Origin of the sequence: Lysinibacillus sp. NPDC093190 (assembly GCF_050280425.1) — a bacterium.
Taxonomy (GTDB): Bacteria; Bacillota; Bacilli; order Bacillales_A; family Planococcaceae; genus Lysinibacillus.
Map to the genome: position 1 here is coordinate 106,343 of NZ_JBNNVG010000009.1, position 21,931 is coordinate 128,273.

A 21,931-nucleotide genomic window follows, 5' to 3' on the forward strand; every position below is an offset into this window, starting at 1 on the left:
ATAGAGTCGTCCGAGCGACGGAATGAGAGGCAAAAGCGACGGAAAGAAGAGCCAAAGTGACGGATAGAAAACAAATCGACGGATAGAGTCCAAGAAAAACTTATTGAAAAAATAAAATGATAAAACTTAACTAAGGAAGTGAAAACGCTGCACAAATTAGTGTGCAGCGTACCATCAATCAAATAGATGTTCATATGGGGCGATGTTAATTTGCATTTCCTCTAATTTTTTGCGTAAAAATTTATGGTCACGCTTAGGCGTTGCTTGAATATAGCCACGAATAATCAAATCATGGTTGATCGCAGATGCCTTTTCTTCTATAGCAAGCTCCCCAATTTTTCCTGCAATTTTTTCCTTTGCTACTTGTCTAAATAGCTCAGGTACAGGGCTTACAAGTTCATATAAAAGCTCTTTCTCAGGTTGTCCCCATAAATGAATGGTTTTATCTAAATAATACTCTTGCCAATCTAAATCGGATTTACCGTCCTGCTTCGGTAATGCCTTTAAAAATTTGCGGAACATAAAAAATCCACCTATCGCCATAAATGAAATAAGTACAACTACCCAAAATAGGATAAACCATAAAAACCAACCACTTAACAAATCGTTCACCTCTTTGCCTTCTCTCACTCTATTATAAAAGCTTACATAAAAAAATTCACCCTAAATGTCCCTTATTTAGCAATAAGTCCGTATATATTGTGTAGGAAGGAGGTGACGCTCATGGCAAAAGTCAATTTCGTAGGTGCTACACTGCGCTTAAAGTATGTCGCTGGACACAATGCTCAAAACGAGCCCATGTTCACAACAAAAACGTACCGCAATTTAAACAGCTCGCATACGGCAGAGGATTTAGTAGAGGTAGCATATGCCATTGCAAGTCTATCTTCACACGCACTAGACAGCATTGTAAAACAAGAAACAACAAATTTATCCTAAGGAGGGAAAGCTATGACACAAGTTTTAGAGCTGCAATTTGAAACAGCGGCAGGGAAAACGGCAACATTTGCGATTGATGCACCGAAGCAAAAGGTAACAGCGGAAGAAATTCAACAGGTAATGCAAACAATCATCGCTAAAAACGTTTTTGATGGACAAGCTGGTACTTTGATTGCGATGAGTGGGGCTCGCATTGTTGATCGACAAGTAACAGAATTTGATTTAGAGATCGAATAACCAAGAAATGGTCTTTGCAGAATGTACTGCAAGGACCATTTTCAGCAATATCAGTTTTATTTAGCTAGCAGTGAAGGAGGGGCCAACATGGAACAGTGGTTAAACATGATATCGGATATCGGTTTTCCTATCTTAGTGTCGTTTTATTTATTGCACCGAGTAGAAGTTAAATTAGATGCAATTCATGATGCACTTGTTTCATTAAAGTGAAATCGATTTCACAAAGATGTAAGAAAGCTGTCACTTGAGTGTCCTTGTCAATATTTACATCGTACGATAGGATGGGGGTAGTGTAAGTAGGGAGCGTGTTAGAGATGAGAAAAAAAATAATTGGGCTTGTTCTACTTTGTGTATTAGCTGCAGTGCTTAGTGCGTGTGGAAATACAAAATTTAAAGCAGATTATAACTTGGAATTACCAGATTTTGAACATGTCAATCAACGCGGAGAAAAAGTTTCTTTAGAGAGTTTAAAAGGAAAACCGTGGATTGGTATGTATATTTTCACAAATTGTACATCGATTTGCCCACCAATGTCCTTTAATATGACGCAAGTTCAAGAAAAGCTGAAGAAAAAAGGTGTGGAAGATTATAATATTGTTGCGTTTTCCGTTGATCCTGACGTAGATAAACCAGAAGTATTAGCTAATTATTTGAAAAAATATAATGTTCCAGATGAATCAAAATGGAATCTACTTACTGGTTATTCACAAAAATATATCGAGCAGTTCGCTGTGAAATCAACAAAAATAATCGTCAAAGATGATCCTAACACCGACCAAGTGATCCATGGGAATCAATTTTTCTTAGTCGATAAAAATGGCGTAATCGTAAAAATGTATACAGGGTTTGCTAAAAATATCGAGGATGTACCAATTGACACAATTGCATCAGATATAGAAACATATGTTGATGAAAATTTATAATGGATAAAAGGAAACCGTCTCAATTAATGATGAGACGGTTTTTTTATGGAGGAAAATTAATCTTTTATAACTTTAGCCTCGTTTATAGTGTAGAAGGAGGGAAAGATTTTGACTGATACCGAATATTTAGAGCAACTAATGGAACTACATACAGAACATTTATTTCGAATCGCTTACTACTATACGAAAGATCAACGAATAGCTGAGGATATTGTTCAAGATGTATTTATTAAATTCTATCATCACCAAAAGTATTATGAAGAAAGAGGGGAGATGAAGGCTTATTTAGCACGCATGACCATTAATAAATGTAAGGATTACTTAAAAAGCTGGGCTTATCGAAAAATTACATTTCAGCATAATTTTTTTGCTAAACAAAAAACTGTTTTAAAAAATACACTCATTCGTCAAGATGAACAAGCTCTTTTAGATGAAGCCATTTTACGGTTACCAATAAAGCAACGTGAAGCAATTGTCTATTTTTATTTGGAGGAAATGACGATCAAAGAGATAGCAGAGCTACTGACAATTCCTGAGGGTACCGTGAAATCTCGTTTAAAGAAAGGGAAGGAATTATTAAAAGTAGACTTACAGCATATTGAATGGGAGGTACTTTTCCATGGATAAGCATACAATGCACGTATTGAAGGATGTCTCAGCTCATAAAGAAGCAATCATTCATAAGGTTCGACAACAAGTTCAGCAAGAGACGTATCCTTCAAAGCAACTTTGGCCGTATCGTGCACTGGCCGTCCTGATGACATGCTCTCTCTTACTATTTATTGCATGGCAAGCTTCGAAACCGATTGACCATGTAACGACAGAAATACTTCATGAAGAAGAAAAACAATCATTCACCGATTTATTTCAAACAGAAGTTGAAGGAACAAAGACAACGTTCAGTCAGTTTTTTCAAATAGCAGATCGATTAGATCACCGCGAAAATATCAAATTTTATGCACCACTTCAGGACTTCGAGGCTATGCAAGCAGTGGCGGCTACTATGGAGAATGCTGTCAATCTAATAGATCCTGAAAATCTTCCATTTAAATCAAATTTACAGGAGGTCTAAGCGGTAACATCAGAGATGCAAGATGGTACCCTGCAAAAGCAATTTCAATTTAGTTATAAAGAAAAGTTTCTCACTGGAGTGGATCGTCAATATATTAATTTGACGGTAACAAATGTAAATCATAATCCTTTAGTAAACTATAACATTACGGAAGATAGTCAGCACTTTTCAGGGGAAATCACGAATGTAGGTTTGAATTTTATGAATCCTTTGTATGATCGTGCGATGACACCAGATAAAGGTTTCGCGTATGTATATTATAATTATGATGAGGCAGACAAGCGCATTTATCGAATGAGTACAAGAGCCAATGAGTTTTATACGTATTATAATGGCTATGTATATCAAATAGGCTATCAATTAAATGGTGATCAACAGGAAGCACAAGAAAAAATGGTTACTCTTGTAAGAGAATTTATCCCGCACATAAATTCATCGAAAGCAAAGAAGTAAGGTGGAAGATAAACTGCCTGGATTGGTGAAGGCTTAGCAATCAGTGGTGATAAAGAACCCCCCAGTGAGTATGTATTACTTTATTTTTGTCAACAACTAGTTACCAAATTGGCACATCTCATTCTGTCTATATTAAAATAGTAGAAAAGAGGATGGGGGTTCAACAATGACGGTAGCGCAAACGTATTTAAATGTTGTCCAAAAAAGATTTAGAAGTGTCAAAGAGCTAGGCGATAAAACACTCGTCCAACTGGAAGTGGCCCAATTGCACTGGGCGTATAATGAAGATTCAAACAGTATCGCAGTGATTGTAAAACATGTAAGTGGTAATATGATGTCGAGATGGACAGACTTTCTAACGACAGATGGTGAGAAAGCAACGAGAAATCGTGATGATGAATTTACCGATAGCCTTCAGTCAAAAGAAGAGGTTATGACTGTATGGGGAAAGGGCTGGCAAGTCTTTACAAGGATTAACGGAAGCTGATTTACAAGGGTTTGTAACGATAAGAGGAGAACAGCATTCCGTGATAGATGCTATCGAAAGACAGATGTCCCACTACTCACAACATGTCGGTCAAATCGTTTACATCGCTAAGCAACTAAAGGGCACTGAGTGGCAAACATTAAGTATTCCAAAGGGACAATCTCAGGCTTATACTGAGTCTATGGTAAAAAAACATCAACAATAGAAATGGGGCCGTCTCACTAGTATGAGATGGCTTTTTTTGATGGAATGTACATAACTATCTTTAAAATAAAAAAGCATTTAAAAATCTCGAAACTTTATTATATTCAGAAAATAAAATTGACGTGTGTCTTTGAAGCGTGTTATGTTTATTATTAAATTTAATAATTACCATTACAAGTTTTAGGTGAAAAATAATTTTTCACTCAATTAAAAGGAAAATGGGTGTAAATCCCATGCTGTCCCGCAGCTGTAAATGAGGAGTTTTGTTTCAAAAAATACCACTAAGTAAGTACTTGGGAAGGTGAAGCAAAATGAAGATTCATAAGCCAGAATGCCTGCTTGTAATAAGATTCATTGTAGATCTACGAAAGATAGGGAGATGGATGGAAGGCTTTTAATGATGAGTTTTTCTATCCTTATTCATATGGAATAAGGATTTTTTTATGCTTTTTTCTAATCTTAGTAGTTTACATCAAAGTGAGGTGCGAATAAAGAGAGAGCATAGTTTTATGTATTTAATACAAAAACAACTTTGAAACCTCGTAGTGTTTGTTATACGAAATTAGCAAGACAAATTGTTTGGTTAGCGGCGGAATTTCGGGTTTTAGCGGCGTTCCCCGAATGCTATGAGTTTTAAATTAGAAGTATTGTGGAGAAGTATAATAATATATCAATCTTCTTTCTAGCATCAATAAATAGACAGGAGCAAAATTAATGTTATTCAAAAAGAATTTATTGCCTTTCATTCTATTACTGATGTTAACCATTTTAGCAGGGTGTTCAAGCTCGAATGAAGGTAATGGAAGTACAACAAAAGATAACGAAGGAAAAATGATAACAATTGGCTGGCCGCTAGATATAGGGCCTTTAAATCCGCATACTTATTTACCAAATCAAATGACTGCGCAAGCAATGGTGTATGAATCATTGGTAGAGTATAACGATGACGGGACAATATCCCCGAAATTAGCAGAGAGATGGGAAATCTCTGACGATAAAAAAGCTTACATATTTCATCTTAGACAAGATGTCAAATACTCTGATGGGACAGCCTTTAATGCAGATAATGTTATTCGTAATTTTAAAGCAGTTTTAGCAGATCGTGAAACACACTCCTGGATGGGGATGGTGAATCATATTGTAGATGTTGTGAAAGAAGATGATTATACAATTCGTTTACAGTTAGATGCACCCTACTACCCCGTATTAAACGAATTGGCGTTTGTTCGACCATTTCGCTTCTTAGAGGATAACGGATTCCCTGAGGGAGATGCAACTAATAAAGGTATTAAAGCTCCGATTGGAACAGGTCCTTGGGTATTAACGGAATACAAAAAAGATCAATATGCAATTTTTAGCCGCAATGAACATTATTGGGGTGAAAAGCCACTGGTAGACAAAGTAAAAGTGAAAATTATTCCTGATTCAGAATCTATGTCACTGGCATTTGAAAATGAAGAATTAGATTTAATTTATGGTCGTGGCATTATTAGCTTAGATAACTACACTTTCTTAAAAGATAGCGGTAAATACAAAACGGCTACATCTGAGCCTTTATCTACACGTGCATTACTGTTTAACACACAATCTGGACCATTAGCAGAATTAAAAGTACGTCAGGCTATTCAATATGCTATTAATAAAGAACAAATGGTTGAAAGTATTACCCATGGTACAGAAAAAGTTGCCAATACGCTATTTTGGGATGCTATTCCATATGCCAATATTGAGTTAAAAACAATCCTATTCAATCCAGAAAAAGCCCAGCAGCTATTAGATGAAGCAGGTTGGACATTACAAAAAGGTGATAAAATCCGTTCCAAAAATGGGCAACCTCTTAAATTAGATTTAATTTATATTGCAACGGATGCCATCCAAAAACCTATGGCAGAATTAATGCAAGGGGAATTAGCAAAAATAGGCGTCCAATTAAACCTTGAAGGCGCTGATGTTATGGTAGGGCTCCAAAAATTGATGGATAATCAAGTAGATATTAATTTCTGGCGTACAAACGGTCCGCCAACAGACCCACACAGCTTCGCAAACGAATCAGCAACACCGAATGCAAATGGCGTTTATGAAGCAAAATTAGGCCTAGATAACGTAGTACAAATTGATGACAAAATACATCAATTATTAATTGGTACTGATGAAGCAGAACGTGTTCAATTGTATAAAGATATTTTAACAATGTTCCATGACCAAGCATTATTCTATCCAATTTCATATGAAACGAATACCGTTATATACCATAAAAATATGAAAGATTTTAACCCTCGTGCATCTGAATATGATATTCCTTATGCTCAAATGGATTTAAAGTAAGAGAATGAAAAGAGAGTGGGTCTAAACTGACTCCTCTCTTTTTGCACTATGAAGACTTGGGAAGTGATGAAAGAAATGTACGAATCAACTTGGCTTTTTTGCCTAAAACGAGTTATTACATTACCATTTGTCTTACTAGGGGTTTCAATCATGACCTTCTTATTTATTCGTTTTGTTCCAGTAGAGCCAGCGGAAGTAATACTTAGATTGTCAGGAATCACACCGACGGCAGAAGCAATACAGGCGCTACGATCGGAATTGGGCACTGATCAACCTTTGTTGATTCAATATTTTATATGGCTAAAAGGTGTGTTGCACTTCGATTTTGGTACATCGTTTGTGAGTAAATTACCCGTTGCCCAAGAAATATTAGAAAAACTACCGGCAACTTTTGAATTAGCCCTAGCTGCATTTGTATGTATTATTGGCTTTAGTATTCCTCTAGGTATTATAAGTGCTCTTTATAAAAATTCCGTATTTGATAAGATTATAGGCTTATTATCCATTATTAGTGTATCCATCCCAACTTTTTGGTTAGGTTTTTTTCTTCTATCCTTATTTAGTTTGAAGCTAGGCATTTTCCCGACAAATGGTAAAGGGACTATTTTACATATAATTTTACCAGCAGTATCTTTGGCATTACCCACTATTGGATTGTTTGTTCAGTCAATTCGTACAAGCGTCATAGAAGAATTACAAAAATATTATGTTCAGTATGCACATTTACGGGGGTTAAAAAAATCTGTTATTCTCAGTCGACATGTCTTCAAAAATGCTGCTATTCCGCTAACGACGATGCTTGGTATGACACTTGGAAATTTATTGGGTGGGGCTGTTATTGTAGAGCAGATATTTAGCTGGCCGGGTTTAGGTCGCTACTTAATAGAATCAATTATTAATAGGGATTATCCAGTTGTGCAATGTTATGTTCTAATAATCGCTATTATTTATGTTTTTGCTAATTTATGTACAGATATATTACATCGAGTTCTTGATCCTCATTTAATGATGGTGAGGGGGAGAGAGTAGAGTGATTAAATTGCACAAAAGATTAAACGGTAAACAATTGATTAGTATAGCTTCACTCACATTCATTGGGCTGTTGGGGCTTTTTGCTCCTTTGATCATGCCGAATGATCCTTTTTTGGTGGATGTGTCTAAAAAGATTTTAGCTCCATCATGGGCATATCCTTTCGGCACAGATCATTTAGGGCGATGTATACTTTCACGTATACTGTTGGGTATTCGCTATTCTTTAGGATCAGCTATATTCATTCAATTAATAGCAAGCTTTTTTGCTATATGCATAGGGGCAATAGTAGCTTTCAAGAGAGGAATCATTGATTATTTATTTATTCGTATCTGTGATATTTTATTAGCTTTCCCAACGCTTGTTCTTGCATTTGGACTGCTAGGTATTTTGGGTCCAAGCTTAAGAAATGTATTATTGGCGCTTATTTTTACTCAAACTATTTATTATTCAAGAATTTTAAGAGGCTTATTTATAAGCGTTAATGAAAAAGAGTTTATAAAAGCTGCTAAAATTAGTGGAACTTCAGGGGTTAAGTTAATCCTACGCCATTTCGTGCCAAATATAATGGCGCCGATGCTGACGATTATTTCTTTAGATTTAGGAAAAGTAATTTTAGAAATTGCTGGCTTTTCATTTATTGGTGTAGGTGTTCAAGCTCCTACTCCTGAGTGGGGAATGATGATAAGTGAAGGTAAACAGTATATTCGACAACATCCTGAACTTATGCTTTATCCAGGTGTGGCAATAATCATCGTAGTCCTATTATTTAATATTTTGTCTAGTCCTAACAAGCAAGTTGATCATTGAAAGGGATAGCTATGGAAAGAAAAATCTTATTACAAGTCAAAGATTTAACTGTGCAAATAGATGAAAAGGAAATCTTATCTTCTATAAATTTAACCGCATATAAAGGCCGTATATTGGGAATTATCGGTGAAAGTGGTAGTGGTAAGTCGATGTTATGTCATGCAATTATGCAATCTCTTCCGGCTATGGCGAAATCGACGGGCCAAATTTTATATCAAAATATTGATTTAACATCTGTAACAAAAGAAAAATTGAGAGATTATCGAGGAAAGCATTTATCGATGATTACACAAAATCCATTGGTAGCGTTTGATAGTAATCAAACATTAGAAATGCATTTTCGGGAAACATTAAAAGCACATTACGTCATGAATAAAAAAGAAGTAAGACAGATAGCTATTTCAGCAATGGATAAAGTAAATTTACCTAATCCAGAAAAGCTTTTACAGTATTATCCTTTCCAATTGAGTGGAGGGATGCTGCAACGTGTCATGATTGCTCTTTCTTTTGCGATGCAGCCTACATTATACATTGCCGATGAACCTACAACGGCTCTTGATACAGTCAATCAAAAGAAAATATTAACATTGTTCAATCAAATTCGAAATGAAACCGATGCAGCGATTATTATTGTTACACATGATCTTGGCGTTATTGCTGAACTTGCTGATGAAGTGGCTGTTATGTATAAGGGAGAACTCATTGAGCGGGCGAATGTCTTTGATTTTTTTGACGCTCCACAGCATTGGTATACAAAAAAACTTTTACAATCGAGAATTACTTTTTAGAGGTGGTAGAAGATGGCTCTACTAGAAGTGGTAAATGTTGAGAAGTACTATAATCAGAGGCAGTCATTTATACAAAAAGAACTAGAAATACCAGTATTACAAGAGGTCACATTTTCACTTCAGGAAGGCGAATGTTTAGGAATAGTCGGTCAAAGTGGCTCAGGAAAAAGTACATTAGGTCGGATAATTTTGGGCATAGAGAATCCAACGAGTGGGATTGTACGATTTAATAATGTGAATTTATATCAAGCTAGCTCTAAAGACAAAAAGGGGATTCGAAGAGATTTACAAGCTGTTTTTCAAAATAGTTTTAACTCCTTTAATCCAAAACAAACTATTTCAGAAATAATAGAAGAACCATTTCTTAATTTTGAAAATTTTTCCAAAGTCGAAAGGCAACGTAAGGTCAAGGAGCTACTCAACTGTGTCGAATTAGAAAGCAATATTGCTATTAAATATCCTTCACAGCTTAGTGGAGGTCAACAGCAACGCGTAAATATTGCCAGAGCAATTGCTATAAACCCAAAACTAATTGTGTTGGATGAAGCTATCAGTAGCCTCGATATGGTCTTACAGAAAAATATATTGCAACTACTTCAATCGTTACAAAAGCAACTGAAGTTATCTTATATTTTTATTTCTCATGATTTACATGTAACACGCTTTATATCAGATAGAATACTAGTGATGCATAAAGGTCGGCTTGTTGAGGAAATAAACAAGGACGAATCATTTAAACATCATGCTTCGCTTGAACTATACAACGCTATTCTGCCTGTACATCCCAGAGACAGACAACATAAAAAATCGTAGCCAATTATAGCTACGATTTTTTTGCTGACTTCTTCTATGCAAAAAAAGCTGGTACATCGAAGTATTTTCGTCAATCAATATTGCAATTTCAAAGGCTTCCTGCTGTGTACGGTCATTAGCAATTGATTCCGTACATAAATCTTATGAGTAACATTAAATTTGCATTACCATCTATGTAATCATTAGGGCTTAAATATGAATAGCACCACTTTTAAAAAATGCAATCAGTAGAATTGAACATTATTGAAAATATGTCTCTTATTTATAAATAGACTTTTTTAGTACATCGCTAAATAATTGAGATGCCATTTTTTGATATGTATTCCATGTAAATAGGTTGATTGGAGTGGAGGCTGGGCGATTCCTTGGGGATTAGCGATAGAGGAACGAAGGCTAAAACCATCACATCCTGTGATAATGCCTTCGTGACCAACATCGGTGCTGCTGCCGCTTCGCTTTCACGCAAAAAACATCTGTTGGCCCGAGACCCTGCAGCGCAAGCGGATGTTTTCTGTGCGAAAGCGTAGTGCTAACGTAGCGTCAGCAACAAAAGCGGCTCATCGGACGCCCCTAGGAAAGCGCCCAGCCGGAACGGAAATCAAATCGCTTTAGGCATTGGACCTAAGGTTGAGAGACTTGCTGTATAAAATTTAGAGAAGTCAAGACATTTGGAGATGTGTTTTAATTTTGTAAAATTTTAGAGTTAATTCATGATAAAAGGCGCACTTATTATAGGATAATAGGCATATCCGGGCTATAATCAAGAGAGTTAATGTAAATAGTAGAATAGAGGGAGTCGTATGAGATTAACGGTAGAACGAAAACTGCAATTTGCTTTTGGTATAATATTTTTATTTCTATTACTAATCACTAGTATTGCAATGTATTATTTAAATGACAATAAACACACACTTGCAGAAATCGAAAAAAACACAGAATTAATCAACTTATATAATGATATTTCCTTCCAAACGGTTCGGGCAAACGCAGCCATTCGGGGGTATATGTTATATGGGAAAGAAGATATGCTCAACAATCATCTTGAAATACGAGATACCTTACATAAATCCATTCATCGTATTGAAGAACTCGGACATAAAAATGTAGATTTTGAACAGTTTTTAAAGCAGTTAGAGGCATGGGAAAAACCAATAGATGAACAAATTGTACCGCTTTTTCAAAGTGGTGAAAAACAGCAAGCCCAGCAGTTGACATTACCAGTTTTAGGAAAAGGCTCTCTCAAGCTCGTTGAGTTTGGGAAAATGATGGCAACTGCTCAGCAGAACGAAATGCAGGCGAGTATAGAGGCTACAAAGCAAAAAGGCGACAGAAGTGGTAAAGAAATTGCTGTACTAGCAATAGTTTCTTTACTTATAAGCATTATTATTGCGACAGTTTTTGGGCGAAGAGTAGCGAAAAATATTCAACAAACTGTAGTAGAAATGGACAATTTCTCAAATGGTAATTTACAAACGCACCTGCAATTTAAAACAAAAGATGAGTTTGCACAGCTGGCAGTTTCTTTTAATTCGATGTCAGAAAAGCTTAGACATACGATGAAGCATGTCGCTAATTCATCTGAGCAGGTAGCAGCAACTTCAGAGCAGCTCACTGCGAGTAGTGTAGAAGTGACACAGGCAACAGAAGTTGTCTCAGAATCGATCCAAGATATTGCACATGGTTTTGAAGAACAGGATACATTGACAGGTGATGTACGAAACTTATCCTCACACATTTTGAAAAAAATGAATGACATATCAACGAGTATTGATCATGTTAACGATGCAACTGTAGAAACTAAAAATATGGCTAGCATAGGACGTTCCTCAGTTCGCAATGTTATTGAACAGATGAATGAAATTGCGGATAATACAGCAGAACTAAGTACACGTGTTAAAGACTTAGATGAAAATACAGCATCAATCGTCTCAGCAGTCAATGTTATTAAAAATATTGCTACCCAAACAAATCTATTGGCTATTAACGCCTCTATAGAAGCAGCACGAAGCGGCGAACATGGCAAGGGGTTTGCCGTAGTGGCAGAAGAGGTACGAAAGCTAGCAGATGAATCGAATTTAGCAGCAGTAGATATTGAAAAGGTTGTTTTGCAAATTACTGAAGATACAAGAATTATCGAGGAAGACATGATCAGTAGTAATGATTCAGTAATGGTTGGTCGTGAAAAAGTAAATGTGGCAAGAGATAATTTCATACAAATTGACGATGCCATTAATGATGTGCAAGCTCAAATCGAATCAGTTACAGCGGCTATTCGAACGATCCATCAAGATATTGAGAAACTTGTAAAAGAAATTGACTACATTAGCGAAGTATCCATGAAATCGAGTAGCAATGTTCAAAGTGTTGCAGCATCTTCTGAGGAACAAAATGCAGCGATGGAAGAAGTAGCGGCAGCCTCTACACATTTGGCAAAAATGGCGATTGACTTACAAGAATCCATTCAAACATTTAAATACTGACACAAGAACCCCTATGAATCATACATAAAGAATGATTCATAGGGGTTCTATGTTTAGTGGATAGTGGCGCGGAGAGCTCGATTTATGTCGAGAAAATCAAAAAAATGAAAAAAGGTGTTTGAATTTAAGTATTTCGTCCGATAAAAACATAGGAAGAAAATTTAATCAGAAGGGGAGGTTGTGTGCTGGGGGGCATTCTTTGAGTCTAAAAAAACCACAAAATTGGACAAAACACATTTTAAGAACTAGTAAAGACAAAAGGAGAGCTGTTGCATGAAACGATTATTTGGAAGCTTTAAGGGTAAGCTCTATACATTATTTGCTCTTATCTTATTAATCCCAGTTATTTCTGTAGGAAGCTTATCGTATCTTTCAGCAAAAAATTCGATAAAAGATGAAATACTTTTTAGTGCAAATGAAAGTGTAAAAATTTTAAATACGTTAATTGATAATACCATTAGTGAAAAAACAAACGACATCAATGTATTTAGCGAGGAAATAGATTCTTCTAAATATGAACAGCAGGGATCTGCAGTACATACAAAATTTCAACAATATATAAAGCTGCATCCGGATGTTCTGAGCATTTATATTGGAACAAATGGGGGATCATTATTTCTAGAACCAAAATCGAATAACGCCGAATATAATCTTTTGGAACGAGACTGGTATAAAAAAGCTACAGCATTAAAGGGGGAAGTTTTAATTACGGATCCATATATAGATGCTGGAACTGGAGATATGGTCGTAACAATTGCTCGTCAGGTAAAGGATCAATCTGGGGTAGTGGCAATTGATATAAAATTGACAAACCTTCAAAAAGTCTCAAGCTCTATTAGTATCGGAAAAAATGGATATCCTTCTATTTTTGGTGACAATAATTTGGTCATTTCACATCCTACATTAGAAGCAGGTAAGGAATTAAACGAGAGCTTCCTCAATCAAATGTATGACAGCAAATCTGGTACGTATGATTATGTCTTTGACGGTGATGACCGTATTATGTTCTTTACAACGAATGAACTGACAAACTGGAAAATCACAGGAACAATTTTTGCCAAGGAAATTGACCAATCAGCATCATCCATTTTGAAAAAAACGTTTCTCGTACTAATTGCTGCGATTGTAATCAGTTCGATTGTATTCTTTTTTGTCATGAAGGCAATTATAAAACCGATTAGATTACTAAAGGATAGTGCAGTAACCATTAGTAAAGGTGATTTAACAGAGAAAGTGACAATCACTTCTCATGACGAGATTGGACAGCTAGGACAAGCCTTTAACGATATGCAAGACAGTTTAAGGACTCTTATTCAAAAAATTGAACAAAATGCTGAAGAGGTAGCATCGTCGGCAGAAGAGCTAACAGCCAATGCCACTCAAACGAGCACAGCGACAGAAAAGGTGGCCATTTCGATTCAAGATGTTGCTTCGAGTGCAGACTCGCAAACGACGAGTGCCAATAAGAATGCAGAATCGTTACAGGAACTTTCTAAGGCCATTCTTCATATCGCGGAGATCTCTTCTTCTGTGACGGATCTTTCACAGCATGCAACGCTACAAGCAGACGAAGGTGGACAGGCAGTCCAAAATACAAAAGATCAAATGCAATCTATTCATATATCGGTGACCGATTCAAACACGAAAATTCAAACGCTACATGAACGCTCTCAACAAATTACGTCCATTTTAGATGTGATTACAAGTATTGCAGATCAAACGAACTTACTTGCTCTAAATGCAGCAATTGAGGCAGCAAGAGCAGGAGAGCATGGAAAAGGCTTTGCAGTTGTTGCTGATGAAGTAAGAAAGCTAGCTGAGCAATCACAGGAATCTGCACAACAAATTTTCGAGCTAATCCATGGCATTCAGTTAGAAACAGAACAATCTGTAAACATCATGGCAAAAGTTACAGAGGATGTACAAAATGGTCTACATGTATCGGATGAAGCGATCACGAAATTCCAAGTGATTAAAGCAAGCATGGATAAAATTACTCCTAAAATGGAAGAGGTATCTTCAGCCTCTGAACAAATGTCAGCAAGTGTACAAGAGGTGACAGCTGTTACGGAAGATTTGGCATTCTCAGCAAAAGGAAATGCAGCAGCCTCAGAGGATGTTGCAGCGTCTACAGAGGAACAATTAGCTTCGATGGAAGAAATTAATGCTTCTGCACAAGCTCTTGCGCATATGGCAGACGAGCTTAAACAGCTAATTAGTCAATTTAAATATTAATAGAATCAGCCATAACAAAAAAACGCCATTCCGTTTGAGGAATGGCGTTTTTGAATAATTATCGATCTTCTTCCCAGCAATCAGTATTTTTCAATGTTGGAATTGACTTTGCATAAAATACAGGATTTTTGCCGGTTTTCTTTTGCCTTGTAAAGTCGTCTAATACGAGGAAGGCGATTTTGCCAAGTAATATGATGATTGTAATATTGATTATAGCCATTAATCCCATGAACAGATCTGCTAAGTTCCAAACAAGCTGCACCTGAGCAAGAGAACCAAACATCACCATAACAAGAACTAAAATACGGTAGACAAACATCCAGCCTTTATGAGCATTCATAAACTCAATATTAGATTCACCGTAATAGTAATTTCCAACGATGGAACTAAAGGCAAAGAAAATAATAGCAATAGCGATAAAGTAAGGAGCCCATGCACCTACATGTACAGCTAGGGAATTTTGTGTAAGAACAATTCCATCACTTTCACCTGTATTATATAGACCCGCTAAAATAATGATAAACGCTGTTGCAGAACAAATCATAATTGTATCGAAAAATACACCTAAGCTTTGCACCAATCCTTGCTTTGCTGGGTGTGAAGTATTAGCTGTAGCTGCGGCATTAGGGACACTACCCATCCCGGCTTCATTGGAAAATAAGCCACGGCGTACACCTTGCATAACAGCAATTCCAATCGCTCCACCAGCGGCTTCCTGAAGACCGAACGCTTCTGTGAAAATCAGCTTGAAAACAGCAGGTATTTCAGAAAAATTAGTCACAACAACAAAAAGGGCTACGGCTAAATAGAAAATCGCCATCACGGGTACAAGTACTTGCGTAACTTTTACAATTCTATGTACGCCACCAAAAATAATCATGGCTGTTAACACAACTAACAAAATACCAATGATATAAGGCTTAATATGGAATGCCTCACCTACAGAAGTTGCAATCGTATTCGATTGTACAGCATTAAAAATAAAGCCAAAGCTTAACGTTAGAAGAATACTAAAAATGATTCCTAATTTTCGTTGGCCTAACGCTTTTTCCATATAATAAGCTGGTCCACCACGGAACGTATTTCCATCCTTTACCTTGTACACCTGTGCAAGCGTACTTTCAATAAAGGCAGTCGCCATTCCTAATATGGCGATAATCCACATCCAAAATACTGCTCCAGGTCCGCCTACTCCAATTGCTAATGCAACACCTGTAATATTCCCAGTACCTACACGTGAGGCTGCGCTAATCGTAAAGGCTTGGAACGGAGAAACACCTGAATCTCCCTCTCTTTTTTCCACTATTAAACGAAACATTTCAGGGAAAAGTCGAATTTGCACAAACTTTGTGCCAAAGGAAAAATACAATCCTGCAGCTAATAACAATGTGATAATGAAATATGTCCATAAAATACTATTAGTATCATTTACAATATTCGATATCCATTCCATTTTACTTACCTCCAATCTCAATACGCTTCAGTTTACACTGTTTTTTTGTAATATATCCACTTTTTGAAAATACTGAATTTTAGAAAATGATTTTATTACAAAATATTTTCCAATAGTTGAAATATCTAGTTTAAATGTAAGTGCAGTGAAGGACTTACTTATACATTTAAAATAGAAATAGATTATTGTGATGAACCATTTGTCGAAACTTTACAGCGAGAAAATAATATAATGATGTAATAGAAAAATGCATGTGTAATGAAAAGGAGGTTAAGTATGGCATTTTACTTTCTTTTATATTGGCATTTTCTGCTGATGGTTATGGTGATTATGATAGTTGCAGGAATTATCACTTTTTTATTCCCTAAGTTTCCATCTATTGTTGTATTGATCATTAGTGGTGTAATGGGCTTTGTGTATTCCATATGCATTGATTTTAAGGACGCTAGTTTATTTTTTATTGGTATAAATTGTGTTGTTTCTCTCATCTCCATTTTATTAATAAGATATTTACTATTCTTGAAAAGAAAAGCTGAAGAAATGGAAAAAGAGGTTTAAAGCTTATTTTTTGAAAATTCCCTTACCTATCCTGGGATTTTTAGTATAATAATTAAAATTAAAGGTTCATCACCAAAAGTAGGTATAACGTTTGTTAAAACATATGTCAAGTATATGAGTTGATTTCCGTTCCGACTGGACGCCTCCAGGAAAGCGCCCAGTCGGAACGGAAATCAACCTTACGTTATGATAATGAGCCAAATAAATGGAGGAATTTTTGTGAAAACAATTGGCATGATTGGCGGAATGAGCTGGGAGTCTTCTGCAGAGTATTATCGTCTGATGAATGAAAAGGTAAAGCAACAATTAGGAGGCTTACATTCAGCAAAATGTATTTTGTATAGTGTAGATTTTCAAGAAATCGAGCAATATCAAGCTGAGGGAGCGTGGGAGAAGGCTGGGCAAGTGCTTGCAGAGGCGGCGCAATCTCTGGAGCGTGCAGGGGCAGATTTTATAGTCATTTGTACAAATACAATGCATAAAGTTATTGATATCATTGCGGCAAAGATCACTATTCCAATTTTACATATTGCCGATGCGACAGCAAATCAAATAGAAAAAGCTAGTATACAGAAAGTTGCCCTTCTTGGGACAAAGTACACGATGGAGCAAGATTTCTATAGAGCTAGGGTAGAGGAGTTTGGCATTGAAGTGCTTGTTCCACTTGCTGAGGAGCGCACTGCGGTCAATCGTATCATCTATGAAGAATTATGCTTGGGAAAAATTGAACAAGCATCGAAGGACTATTATTTACAGGTGATTGGGAACCTTGTGCAATCGGGTGCACAAGGAATTATATTAGGCTGTACAGAGATTGGATTACTTATTAAACAGGAAGATGTAAACGTACCTGTTTTTGATACAACAGTTTTACATGCACAGGCTGCAGTAAATATGGCGATTCATAAGGGAGACTAATATGCCAAGAAAAGCTCGAGAAATGGGGATCGTCATTGGAACGTTATCAACTGGTGAGAAAAATTGTATTACCGATGTAGCTGGCGTGCGTGTAGGCCATGTAACGCTTGATGAGAAAATGAATCAAGATGGCGCTTATGCTTGTACAGGAGTAACTGCGATTTTACCGCATGAAGGCAATTTATTTCAGCAAAAGGTTACTGCTGCAAGCTATGTGCTAAATGGTTTTGGGAAAACGACAGGGCTCGTGCAGGTCAATGAGCTTGGGGTTATTGAATCACCAATTATGTTAACGAATACATTTGGCGTTCCAGCTGTAACACAGGGAACGCTGCAATTTATGCTAGATATGAATAGTGAAATAGGTCATTCGACAGGAACTATTAATATTGTTGTTGGGGAATGTAATGATAGTTATTTAAATTCCATTCGAGAATGTCCTATCACACCTGAGCATGCTGTAGAGGCGATTCGCAAGGCGTCAAATGAAACTGCAGAGGAAGGGGCAGTTGGTGCAGGAAAAGGAATGATGTGTTTTGGTTACAAAGGTGGGATTGGCTCATCTTCCCGCATCGTGACACATGGGTCAACGAACTATACGGTAGGATGTATGGTCCTTAGTAATTTCGGGCAAAGCTCAGAATTTCTAGCATATCAATATCATGCTTCATACATTCAAAGTGAGTCAACATTATCTCCGACAGATGGATCCATTATCATCGTACTTGCCACTGATGCTCCGCTTAGTAGTCGTCAACTGACACGTGTCATTAAACGTTGTGGTATCGGTCTAGGGCGAACAGGAAGTCACTTTTCACATGGCAGCGGAGATATAGTCATTGGCTTTACAACAGCACATCATATCACACATCAATCAGATCAGCTTGTTGAAACACGTACACAACTACGTGAGGATCACCCTATCATGAATCGATTATTTGCTGCAGCTGCAGAAGCAACCGAGGAAGCCATTTTAAATTCACTTTCACAGGCACAGACTACAATTGGTCGAAATGAACATAAAGTTGAAGCTTATCAATTTTAATTATGGTAAAAATAAATAGAAGAATTTACCTTCATTTTGATTAATATCAAAATGGAGGTTTTTTTATAATAAAGCGAGATTAGTTGATTGGAGCGAAGACTGGGTGACTCCTTGGGGATTAGCGTCACAGATGAGACCCTGCAGCGAAGCGAAGCGGCTCATCGGACGCCCCCAGGAAAGCGCCCAGTCGGAACGGAAATCAACCACACGTTATGGTGAAGAGCTTTAATTTGAAGAGTCTTAAATTCGTCATTTTTTATTATATTTCGGTAATCTTCTATCCCATTCATGAATAAAATTCTTAAATAGGTGAAGAAACATTGTTTTTCGACTTCTTGCATCAATTATTTGGCGTATGTTGTTTGAAAAGAAGAAAATAGCTATTACTCTGTAATATTTCTTTTTTTATCTGGTCAATAAATTTAAGGTATGATACATTCATTAAAAACTGAATTATCGGAAAATTTTATCAAAACCTGAAATTGGAGGTGTGTACTATACATGACGCTGTTTTTCATCCTATTGAGGTAAATAAAACTTCAATGAGGGACGCAACGCCAGCAATTCGTGAAAATGGCGAGCCATTCATTCAAATCGGAGAAGAACATTCGAGGATTTATGTTAACCCAATTTACTATCATCAAAAAATACCAAACAGTCTACAAGCAATTTATTTACGTCAGAGTGTGTATGAGCGATTAACACAAGCGCTATTATTATTGTCTAAAAATTATAGCCTTATTTTATATGATGGTTATCGTCCGTTCCAAGTGCAGCAATTTTTGTTTACGAGTTTTTCAAAGCAAATAGCACAGAGTTTTCCGCATTTAACTGAGCAAGAGATTGAAAGAGAAACGCGAAAGTATGTTGCGTTTCCTAGCATTGATCATGCTCATTTTGCGCCTCATTTAACAGGTGGAGCGATTGATGTGACACTAGGAGATGTAGACGGCAATGCTTTAAATTTAGGTACAGCATTTGATGAAATCAGCGAAAAGTCTGCGACACGCTATTTTGAACAACATCCAGAGGAAGATTGGGAAGCCTGTGTTCATCGACGTCTTCTATATAACTGTATGACAATGGTTGGCTTTACGAATTATTCAGAGGAATGGTGGCATTTCGATTTTAATAATGTTTCATGGGCAAGACGTGTAGGTGCACAAGAAGCTAGTTATGGGGCTGTAGAAGCAATGATCCAAGACAAAAAAGTAAAGGAGTTTCGATTTCTATGAAGGTCTATATTAGTGCAGATATTGAAGGGATTACTGGCACAACAGCTTGGAGTGAGACGGAGCTAAACGCGCCAGATTATCAGTTTTTCCAAAAGCAAATGACAAAGGAAGTAGAGGCCGCTATAGAGGGGGCTATTCTTGGTGGAGCAACCGAAATTTTACTAAAGGATGCTCATGATTCAGCACGTAATCTTGATATTTCTAATTTACCAGTTAACTGCAAGGTCATTCGTGGTTGGACGTATGACCCGATGTGTATGGTTGCGGGACTTGATAAGAGCTTTGATCGCGCAATTTTTATTGGCTATCACAGTAAAGGAGGAAGTGAACGTAATCCTTTAGCGCATACGCTGTGTGTTTTTGCGGATGTGAAAATTAATGGGGAGTACGCGAGTGAATTTTTAATTAATACGTACGCGGCTGCTTTACATGGTGTTCCAGTTTCGTTTGTCAGTGGAGATGTGGGATTAACAGAGGAAATTCAATCTGTCAATAATAACATCATCACATTTGCCACGAAAGAAGGGATAGGGAATGCAACCATTAGTGTAAGTCCACAGCTGACGATGAAAGAAACGAAACGACTTGTTGAGGACTCGATGAAGGTGTCACGTGAAGATTTACAAATCCCATTACCTGAACGCTTTAAAGTGGAAATCATTTATCGTGATCATACACGAGCTTATCGAAATTCTTTCTATCCGAATGCTACGTTTAAACCTCATAATACAGTGGAATTCGTAACGGATGATTTTTATGAGGTTCTTCGGATTTTACAGTTCTTAACATAAGTCACGAAAAGGTAGGTGGATGGATGAAAATTAAAAATATTGTCGTGGGGAAGGTAGAGGCACCGCTTATAACACCGTTTAAAACAGCCTTAAGAACTGTTCATAGCATTCACAATATTGCCGTCTATGTCCACGCTGATGATGGGCAAATAGGCATCGGTGAAGCGGCACCGACTGCGGCCATTACTGGTGAAACACTAGGGTCTATTTCGCACGCTATCGAAGAGTATATAAAGCCAGCCATTATCGGGATGGATATTGAAGAATTGACAGAAATCATGGTTCGCATTGACAGCAGTATTTATCAAAACACCAGTGCAAAAGCTGCGGTAGATATGGCGATTTATGATTTGTTTGCGAAACACTATCAAACACCTCTGTATAAATTGTTAGGGGGCTATCGGAAAGAATTAGTAACAGATATTACGATAAGTGTAAATGATTCAGTAGGAATGGTGAAGGATAGTATAGCCGCCGTACAGCGTGGTTTTCAAATATTAAAAATCAAGGTGGGGAAAGATCCAGCAGGTGATGTAGAGCGAGTTGTCGCTATTCGTGATGCAGTTGGACACGCTATAACATTACGAGTTGACGCAAATCAAGGCTGGACACCGAAGCAAGCTGTACAAATTATTGGTGCACTTGAAGATGCAGGTGCGAATGTTGAATTGGTGGAGCAGCCTGTTCATTGCCATGATCTAGTAGGAATGCAATTTGTGACCGCTAATACATTGACAAATATTTTGGCGGATGAAAGTGTTTTCTCTGCAAAAGATGCCTATACAATTATAGAAAAGCGAGCTGCGGATTTGATTAATATTAAGCTCATGAAAACAGGAGGTATTTATCAAGCGCAAAAAATTTGCCACATTGCAGAGGCGAACGACATACCATGCATGATCGGCTGTATGCTAGAGACAAAAATTAGCGTTAGTGCCGCTGCACATTTTGCCGCATCACAGAAAAATATTACGATGGTAGATTTAGACGGACCAAGTTTATGTTTGAAAGATCCTATTGCAGGTGGTCCAATATTTGAAAATGATCGAATTAGGATGACGGATGCTGTTGGAATTGGATTTTCATAGTAAAGTGTTGCTTTAATCAGGGTGGGGGTTCGTCATGTAAATAGAAC

At 37.0% G+C, this 21,931-nt stretch carries 22 protein-coding genes, 1 pseudogene and 1 riboswitch; of the genes and pseudogenes, 21 read left to right on the forward strand and 2 right to left on the reverse strand.

Annotated features, from left to right (window positions below):
• Nucleotides 1–174 precede the first annotated feature (174 nt).
• Nucleotides 175–603, reverse strand: a complete 429-nt coding sequence (locus tag ACQKOF_RS09745) for a DUF2621 domain-containing protein (protein WP_427556124.1) — start codon at nucleotides 601–603, stop codon at nucleotides 175–177.
• A 120-nt stretch (nucleotides 604–723) separates the two neighbouring features.
• Here ACQKOF_RS09745 and ACQKOF_RS09750 point away from each other — a divergent pair, with 120 nt between their 5' ends.
• The 15 genes and pseudogenes from ACQKOF_RS09750 to ACQKOF_RS09820 all read left to right on the forward strand — a co-directional run bounded on the left by ACQKOF_RS09750 (nucleotide 724) and on the right by ACQKOF_RS09820 (nucleotide 14,796).
• Nucleotides 724–939 carry a DUF1659 domain-containing protein gene (locus ACQKOF_RS09750; RefSeq protein ID WP_427556023.1) on the forward strand — a complete coding sequence of 72 codons (216 nt, stop codon included), beginning with the start codon at nucleotides 724–726 and terminating at the stop codon, nucleotides 937–939.
• Between the two features lie 12 nt (nucleotides 940–951).
• The gene (locus ACQKOF_RS09755; protein ID WP_427556025.1) at nucleotides 952–1,176 is read left to right on the forward strand and encodes a DUF2922 domain-containing protein; all 225 of its coding nucleotides are present in this window, start codon (nucleotides 952–954) and stop codon (nucleotides 1,174–1,176) included.
• Nucleotides 1,177–1,263: 87 nt separating this feature from the next.
• Nucleotides 1,264–1,386, forward strand: coding sequence for a YvrJ family protein (locus ACQKOF_RS09760; protein ID WP_082337366.1), 123 nt, complete (start codon nucleotides 1,264–1,266; stop codon nucleotides 1,384–1,386).
• A gap of 104 nt (nucleotides 1,387–1,490) precedes the next feature.
• Nucleotides 1,491–2,099, forward strand: a complete 609-nt coding sequence (locus ACQKOF_RS09765; protein WP_427556028.1) for an SCO family protein — start codon at nucleotides 1,491–1,493, stop codon at nucleotides 2,097–2,099.
• Between the two features lie 108 nt (nucleotides 2,100–2,207).
• Nucleotides 2,208–2,726, forward strand: a complete 519-nt coding sequence (locus ACQKOF_RS09770) for an RNA polymerase sigma factor (protein WP_427556031.1) — start codon at nucleotides 2,208–2,210, stop codon at nucleotides 2,724–2,726.
• Nucleotides 2,719–3,171 (forward strand): hypothetical protein, encoded by a 453-nt coding sequence (locus ACQKOF_RS09775; RefSeq protein ID WP_427556033.1) that lies wholly within the window; start codon nucleotides 2,719–2,721, stop codon nucleotides 3,169–3,171. Before ACQKOF_RS09770 ends, ACQKOF_RS09775 begins: the two co-directional genes overlap by 8 nt.
• 15 nt (nucleotides 3,172–3,186) lie before the next feature.
• Nucleotides 3,187–3,624, forward strand: coding sequence for a hypothetical protein (locus ACQKOF_RS09780; protein WP_427556036.1), 438 nt, complete (start codon nucleotides 3,187–3,189; stop codon nucleotides 3,622–3,624).
• Nucleotides 3,625–3,790: 166 nt separating this feature from the next.
• Nucleotides 3,791–4,316: pseudogene (locus ACQKOF_RS09785) on the forward strand (DUF1572 family protein).
• A gap of 157 nt (nucleotides 4,317–4,473) precedes the next feature.
• A riboswitch (cobalamin riboswitch) is annotated at nucleotides 4,474–4,672 on the forward strand.
• Between the two features lie 357 nt (nucleotides 4,673–5,029).
• Entirely contained in the window at nucleotides 5,030–6,640 is a 1,611-nt protein-coding gene (gene nikA / locus ACQKOF_RS09790) for a nickel ABC transporter substrate-binding protein (RefSeq protein ID WP_427556039.1), read from the forward strand.
• 75 nt (nucleotides 6,641–6,715) lie between these two features.
• Nucleotides 6,716–7,669 (forward strand): nickel ABC transporter permease, encoded by a 954-nt coding sequence (nikB, locus tag ACQKOF_RS09795; RefSeq protein ID WP_427556127.1) that lies wholly within the window; start codon nucleotides 6,716–6,718, stop codon nucleotides 7,667–7,669.
• Between the two features lies 1 nt (nucleotide 7,670).
• Complete coding sequence (locus tag ACQKOF_RS09800; RefSeq protein ID WP_427556042.1) at nucleotides 7,671–8,480, forward strand: ABC transporter permease; 810 nt, start codon at nucleotides 7,671–7,673, stop codon at nucleotides 8,478–8,480.
• A gap of 11 nt (nucleotides 8,481–8,491) precedes the next feature.
• Complete coding sequence (locus ACQKOF_RS09805; protein WP_427556045.1) at nucleotides 8,492–9,268, forward strand: ABC transporter ATP-binding protein; 777 nt, start codon at nucleotides 8,492–8,494, stop codon at nucleotides 9,266–9,268.
• A gap of 12 nt (nucleotides 9,269–9,280) precedes the next feature.
• Nucleotides 9,281–10,081: an ABC transporter ATP-binding protein gene (locus ACQKOF_RS09810; RefSeq protein WP_427556048.1), complete on the forward strand. Its 801-nt coding sequence runs from the start codon at nucleotides 9,281–9,283 to the stop codon at nucleotides 10,079–10,081.
• A gap of 800 nt (nucleotides 10,082–10,881) precedes the next feature.
• Complete coding sequence (locus ACQKOF_RS09815) at nucleotides 10,882–12,561, forward strand: methyl-accepting chemotaxis protein (protein ID WP_427556051.1); 1,680 nt, start codon at nucleotides 10,882–10,884, stop codon at nucleotides 12,559–12,561.
• A gap of 273 nt (nucleotides 12,562–12,834) precedes the next feature.
• The gene (locus ACQKOF_RS09820) at nucleotides 12,835–14,796 is read left to right on the forward strand and encodes a methyl-accepting chemotaxis protein (RefSeq protein ID WP_427556054.1); all 1,962 of its coding nucleotides are present in this window, start codon (nucleotides 12,835–12,837) and stop codon (nucleotides 14,794–14,796) included.
• A 58-nt stretch (nucleotides 14,797–14,854) separates the two neighbouring features.
• On the opposite strand, the gene ACQKOF_RS09825 is transcribed toward ACQKOF_RS09820, so the two are convergent.
• Nucleotides 14,855–16,249 carry an alanine/glycine:cation symporter family protein gene (locus tag ACQKOF_RS09825; protein ID WP_427556057.1) on the reverse strand — a complete coding sequence of 465 codons (1,395 nt, stop codon included), beginning with the start codon at nucleotides 16,247–16,249 and terminating at the stop codon, nucleotides 14,855–14,857.
• Between the two features lie 276 nt (nucleotides 16,250–16,525).
• Between ACQKOF_RS09825 and ACQKOF_RS09830 the strand changes: the two genes are divergently transcribed.
• From ACQKOF_RS09830 to ACQKOF_RS09855, 6 genes are all read left to right on the forward strand, one after another.
• Nucleotides 16,526–16,807, forward strand: a complete 282-nt coding sequence (locus ACQKOF_RS09830; RefSeq protein WP_427556059.1) for a hypothetical protein — start codon at nucleotides 16,526–16,528, stop codon at nucleotides 16,805–16,807.
• Nucleotides 16,808–17,026: 219 nt separating this feature from the next.
• A complete protein-coding gene (locus ACQKOF_RS09835; protein ID WP_427556062.1) occupies nucleotides 17,027–17,725 on the forward strand; it encodes an aspartate/glutamate racemase family protein in 699 nt (232 codons plus the stop codon).
• A 1-nt stretch (nucleotide 17,726) separates the two neighbouring features.
• Entirely contained in the window at nucleotides 17,727–18,770 is a 1,044-nt protein-coding gene (locus tag ACQKOF_RS09840) for a P1 family peptidase (protein WP_427556065.1), read from the forward strand.
• Nucleotides 18,771–19,312: 542 nt separating this feature from the next.
• Nucleotides 19,313–20,005 carry a M15 family metallopeptidase gene (locus tag ACQKOF_RS09845; protein WP_427556068.1) on the forward strand — a complete coding sequence of 231 codons (693 nt, stop codon included), beginning with the start codon at nucleotides 19,313–19,315 and terminating at the stop codon, nucleotides 20,003–20,005.
• A complete protein-coding gene (locus tag ACQKOF_RS09850; protein ID WP_427556070.1) occupies nucleotides 20,002–20,796 on the forward strand; it encodes a M55 family metallopeptidase in 795 nt (264 codons plus the stop codon). Before ACQKOF_RS09845 ends, ACQKOF_RS09850 begins: the two co-directional genes overlap by 4 nt.
• A gap of 23 nt (nucleotides 20,797–20,819) precedes the next feature.
• Entirely contained in the window at nucleotides 20,820–21,884 is a 1,065-nt protein-coding gene (locus ACQKOF_RS09855; protein ID WP_427556072.1) for a dipeptide epimerase, read from the forward strand.
• Nucleotides 21,885–21,931: the final 47 nt, after the last annotated feature.

What these genes read in the sequence shown, in the direction of transcription:
- ACQKOF_RS09815 (WP_427556051.1), top strand. Translation starts at nt 10,882, where the DNA reads ATGAGATTAACGGTAGAACGAAAACTGCAATTTGCTTTTGGTATAATA.
- ACQKOF_RS09810 (WP_427556048.1), top strand. Translation starts at nt 9,281, where the DNA reads ATGGCTCTACTAGAAGTGGTAAATGTTGAGAAGTACTATAATCAGAGG.
- ACQKOF_RS09820 (WP_427556054.1), top strand. Translation starts at nt 12,835, where the DNA reads ATGAAACGATTATTTGGAAGCTTTAAGGGTAAGCTCTATACATTATTT.
- ACQKOF_RS09765 (WP_427556028.1), top strand. Translation starts at nt 1,491, where the DNA reads ATGAGAAAAAAAATAATTGGGCTTGTTCTACTTTGTGTATTAGCTGCA.
- ACQKOF_RS09850 (WP_427556070.1), top strand. Translation starts at nt 20,002, where the DNA reads ATGAAGGTCTATATTAGTGCAGATATTGAAGGGATTACTGGCACAACA.
- ACQKOF_RS09840 (WP_427556065.1), top strand. Translation starts at nt 17,727, where the DNA reads ATGCCAAGAAAAGCTCGAGAAATGGGGATCGTCATTGGAACGTTATCA.
- nikB (WP_427556127.1), top strand. Translation starts at nt 6,716, where the DNA reads ATGTACGAATCAACTTGGCTTTTTTGCCTAAAACGAGTTATTACATTA.
- ACQKOF_RS09805 (WP_427556045.1), top strand. Translation starts at nt 8,492, where the DNA reads ATGGAAAGAAAAATCTTATTACAAGTCAAAGATTTAACTGTGCAAATA.
- ACQKOF_RS09855 (WP_427556072.1), top strand. Translation starts at nt 20,820, where the DNA reads ATGAAAATTAAAAATATTGTCGTGGGGAAGGTAGAGGCACCGCTTATA.
- ACQKOF_RS09780 (WP_427556036.1), top strand. Translation starts at nt 3,187, where the DNA reads ATGCAAGATGGTACCCTGCAAAAGCAATTTCAATTTAGTTATAAAGAA.
- ACQKOF_RS09830 (WP_427556059.1), top strand. Translation starts at nt 16,526, where the DNA reads ATGGCATTTTACTTTCTTTTATATTGGCATTTTCTGCTGATGGTTATG.
- ACQKOF_RS09750 (WP_427556023.1), top strand. Translation starts at nt 724, where the DNA reads ATGGCAAAAGTCAATTTCGTAGGTGCTACACTGCGCTTAAAGTATGTC.
- ACQKOF_RS09845 (WP_427556068.1), top strand. Translation starts at nt 19,313, where the DNA reads ATGAGGGACGCAACGCCAGCAATTCGTGAAAATGGCGAGCCATTCATT.
- nikA (WP_427556039.1), top strand. Translation starts at nt 5,030, where the DNA reads ATGTTATTCAAAAAGAATTTATTGCCTTTCATTCTATTACTGATGTTA.
- ACQKOF_RS09775 (WP_427556033.1), top strand. Translation starts at nt 2,719, where the DNA reads ATGGATAAGCATACAATGCACGTATTGAAGGATGTCTCAGCTCATAAA.
- ACQKOF_RS09760 (WP_082337366.1), top strand. Translation starts at nt 1,264, where the DNA reads ATGGAACAGTGGTTAAACATGATATCGGATATCGGTTTTCCTATCTTA.
- ACQKOF_RS09755 (WP_427556025.1), top strand. Translation starts at nt 952, where the DNA reads ATGACACAAGTTTTAGAGCTGCAATTTGAAACAGCGGCAGGGAAAACG.
- ACQKOF_RS09825 (WP_427556057.1), bottom strand. Translation starts at nt 16,249, where the DNA reads ATGGAATGGATATCGAATATTGTAAATGATACTAATAGTATTTTATGG.